We start from the raw sequence: 2,935 nt of genomic DNA on the forward strand, positions 1-2,935 counted from the left end.
CAAGGATGGATGGAGAATAATCTGCCTAAACTGTTTCATGATATGGGTTGTATCTCTTTTATTATGAACTGACTATAGTCAGTGAAAAGTAATATCGATACATCACGCACTGCTAATATCCATTTTTCTTGCTTGCTGTGCCTGTGCAGACAGAGGCTACAAAAAATTAATATCAGCAGTATCGTAGCGTTTTTGGGGTATTTTGACTATATCTCAGAACACGGAATCCCCGACAATCTTGGCGATTCCGTACCGTTGATTGGATCTTTTAAGGTATACCCCAGTGGAACCAGTGATTTCACCCTTTAAACCTATTTACAAACCACTCAAAATAGACTGCTATAATGGAAACTATTATAATAGACTATGAGAATGGTTATCTTTATAAAAAATTACTGAAGGCAAGTGATCAAAACCCGTTTGGTCGCTCAAGGCCAATAAATTTTAGAACACCGTAAGGAATGTTATGCCCCAGTACAATACTACCTCCACCGCCAAAAAAGCCCCTTTGAACCATGAACTATATATGACGGTGCTAATGACCCCTGATATGGCAAATTTCATCGGCAATGTACACGGTGGTGATTTACTCAAAATGCTCGATCAGGTCGCTTATGCCTGTGCCAGTCGCTATAGCGGCAACTATGTGGTGACGCTATCGGTTGATCAGGTGATGTTCCGTGAGCCAATCTATGTGGGTGAGCTGGTGACCTTTGCCGCGAGCGTCAACTACGTGGGTAGAACGTCGATGGAAGTGGGCATACGTGTCGAAGCAGAAGATGTGCGGGCGCGTACAGTTCGTCATACCAATAGCTGCTACTTTACGATGGTCGCCATCGATGACAATGGCAAGCCAACTCCTGCGCCGCCACTTGATATCAAAAATTTGATGCAGCAGTGTCGTTTTGATGCAGGCTTAGAACGTAAGAACCTACGTATGCAAAGCTCACACCGTCCTAGCTGTGATATTGAGAATATGATTGGTGAGCTAGCCAGCAGTCGTGACAATCAAGCTAAGTAACATGACACAGTAGCCAAGGGTTTCCAGCTTAGTGGTTAAATATTCGCTATTTTACTGAGACTATTATGAGTTTGAAGCCATCAAAAACCCATTCAAATATTCCTACTCCTAATCAGCCAGTACGCCGCAATAGTCGTGCTCGAGGTGCTGGTACGCCTATTAACGACGCCACTTCTGATGGTAATTCTCGTTCTGGCTTCGATGGTTCTTCTAAGTCAGCAACCAACAAAGAAGAACAACATTCTGCCTCATTGAAGACGGTTTTGATTGCCGTTGGGGCCAACCTCATTATTGCTATTGCCAAAACTGTAGCAGCGTTTATGACAGGTTCTGCTTCTATGATTGCAGAGTCAGCACATTCTTGGGCAGATGCAGGTAACGGCACCTTATTAATTGTCGCCGAAAAAAAATCCGTCAAACCTGCTGATGAAAGTCATCCGCTCGGCTACGGTAAAGAGTCATACGTCTGGTCGATGATTGCAGCCTTTGGCGTCTTTATGGCGGGTTCCATTGTGTCCATTTATACTGGTATCACCGAGTGGAATGCGGCTGAGAGCGAGACCGACTATACCATTGGTTTTATTATATTAGCAGTCGCCTTCGTGCTAGAAGGCTTTTCGTTGGTGCAGGCGTACCTGCAAAGTAAAAAACATGGTGAAGCGATTAATGTCAGCGCTATTGGTTATGTGGTCGATACGTCGAACCCCACTTTACGCGGTGTGTTTTTTGAAGATTTAGCGGCTGTGATTGGCCTGGTTATCGCTGCGGCTGCGATGGGTATGCATGCTTATACCGGACAGCCATTTTGGGATGCGCTAGGTTCTATCGTCGTCGGGCTATTATTAGGCGTGGTCGCTATCTTTTTGATCAGCCGTAATCGGGATTTTTTGATTGGCTACAAGGTGTCTGATAGGATGCATTCCTATGCGTTGAGCGAGCTGCTCAATCATGCAGATATTGATAGTGTTTCTTACTTACACCTAGAGTGGGTGGGACCCAAGAAAATATTTATGGTGGCGGCAGTAGACATCACTGGCAATCAAAAAGAAAAAGAAATCGCGCAAAAATTTGAAGACATTGAAAACTTGTTTCGATGTAATCCTATCTTTCAAGAAGCTATTTTGACACTGTCTGTACCCAATGCCAAAACGTTATCTTTGCCGGAAAATTATTTAGCTAATGAACAAGATTTCGCATGACAGTCTAGATGACGGTGCTATTAACAACTACTATGGCTAAATCTTGCCAAACCGCGTCAAATAACTGGTCAATATCCTAATATTATCTGCGCTCTTTTCCTTGTTTGGCTGCAATTTATCTCATTTTCATCACCATTTTCAAACTGAGGACACGCCCTAGTCATTCTAGGTTAGACATTATCGTCGGTGGATGCCTAGTTTGGTGAGATTTTATCTATCAGCAGTCCTAATATTTGAAGGTTCAATAGACTCCAGTTACTCTTAACTATACGGGTCTAATTCGAAAAATTAGGCTAAGATAACAATGATAATTAGCAGTAAAAACTAGATACTAAAATAAGGTGATAATATGACATATATTTTGAAAAATACTTTGGTGTCCCTGACGTTTGGTTTAAGCGTCGCTACTATGCTGGCAGTACCGACGTTCTTTGCACAGGCTGCGGTACCTACTGACAAGTCAGTGAGAGAGTTAGTAAATGTCACACATTTGAATGAAACAATCAAACAGATGTCCTCGAAAGATAGTTTACAAAAAATAGTTAATGACTCTATGTTGTCTAGCCTTGTGACTGCTGACATGAGTACTGCCCAACGTCAAAAACTAATCAAAGTTTTTTCTAATTATAGTAGTAGTATATAGTCAGTTCATAATAAAAGAGATACAACCCATATCATGAAACAGTTTAGGCAGATTATTCTCCATCCATCCTTG

Annotated in this window: 3 protein-coding genes; all 3 read left to right on the forward strand. The window is 42.1% G+C overall.

What is annotated here, in order from left to right; translation table 11 throughout:
• Positions 1 to 466: 466 nt before the first annotated feature.
• The 3 genes from J5X94_RS13765 (at position 467) to J5X94_RS13775 (ending at position 2,863) form a co-directional block, all read left to right on the forward strand.
• A complete protein-coding gene (locus J5X94_RS13765; protein WP_201590789.1) occupies positions 467 to 1,021 on the forward strand; it encodes an acyl-CoA thioesterase in 555 nt (184 codons plus the stop codon).
• A gap of 65 nt (positions 1,022 to 1,086) precedes the next feature.
• Positions 1,087 to 2,220 (forward strand): cation diffusion facilitator family transporter, encoded by a 1,134-nt coding sequence (locus J5X94_RS13770; RefSeq protein ID WP_210541614.1) that lies wholly within the window; start codon positions 1,087 to 1,089, stop codon positions 2,218 to 2,220.
• Between the two features lie 349 nt (positions 2,221 to 2,569).
• A complete protein-coding gene (locus J5X94_RS13775) occupies positions 2,570 to 2,863 on the forward strand; it encodes a hypothetical protein (RefSeq protein ID WP_210541615.1) in 294 nt (97 codons plus the stop codon).
• Positions 2,864 to 2,935: the final 72 nt, after the last annotated feature.

The organism is Psychrobacter sp. K31L (genome assembly GCF_017942195.1).
In the GTDB taxonomy this organism is placed as follows: domain Bacteria; phylum Pseudomonadota; class Gammaproteobacteria; order Pseudomonadales; family Moraxellaceae; genus Psychrobacter; species Psychrobacter glaciei.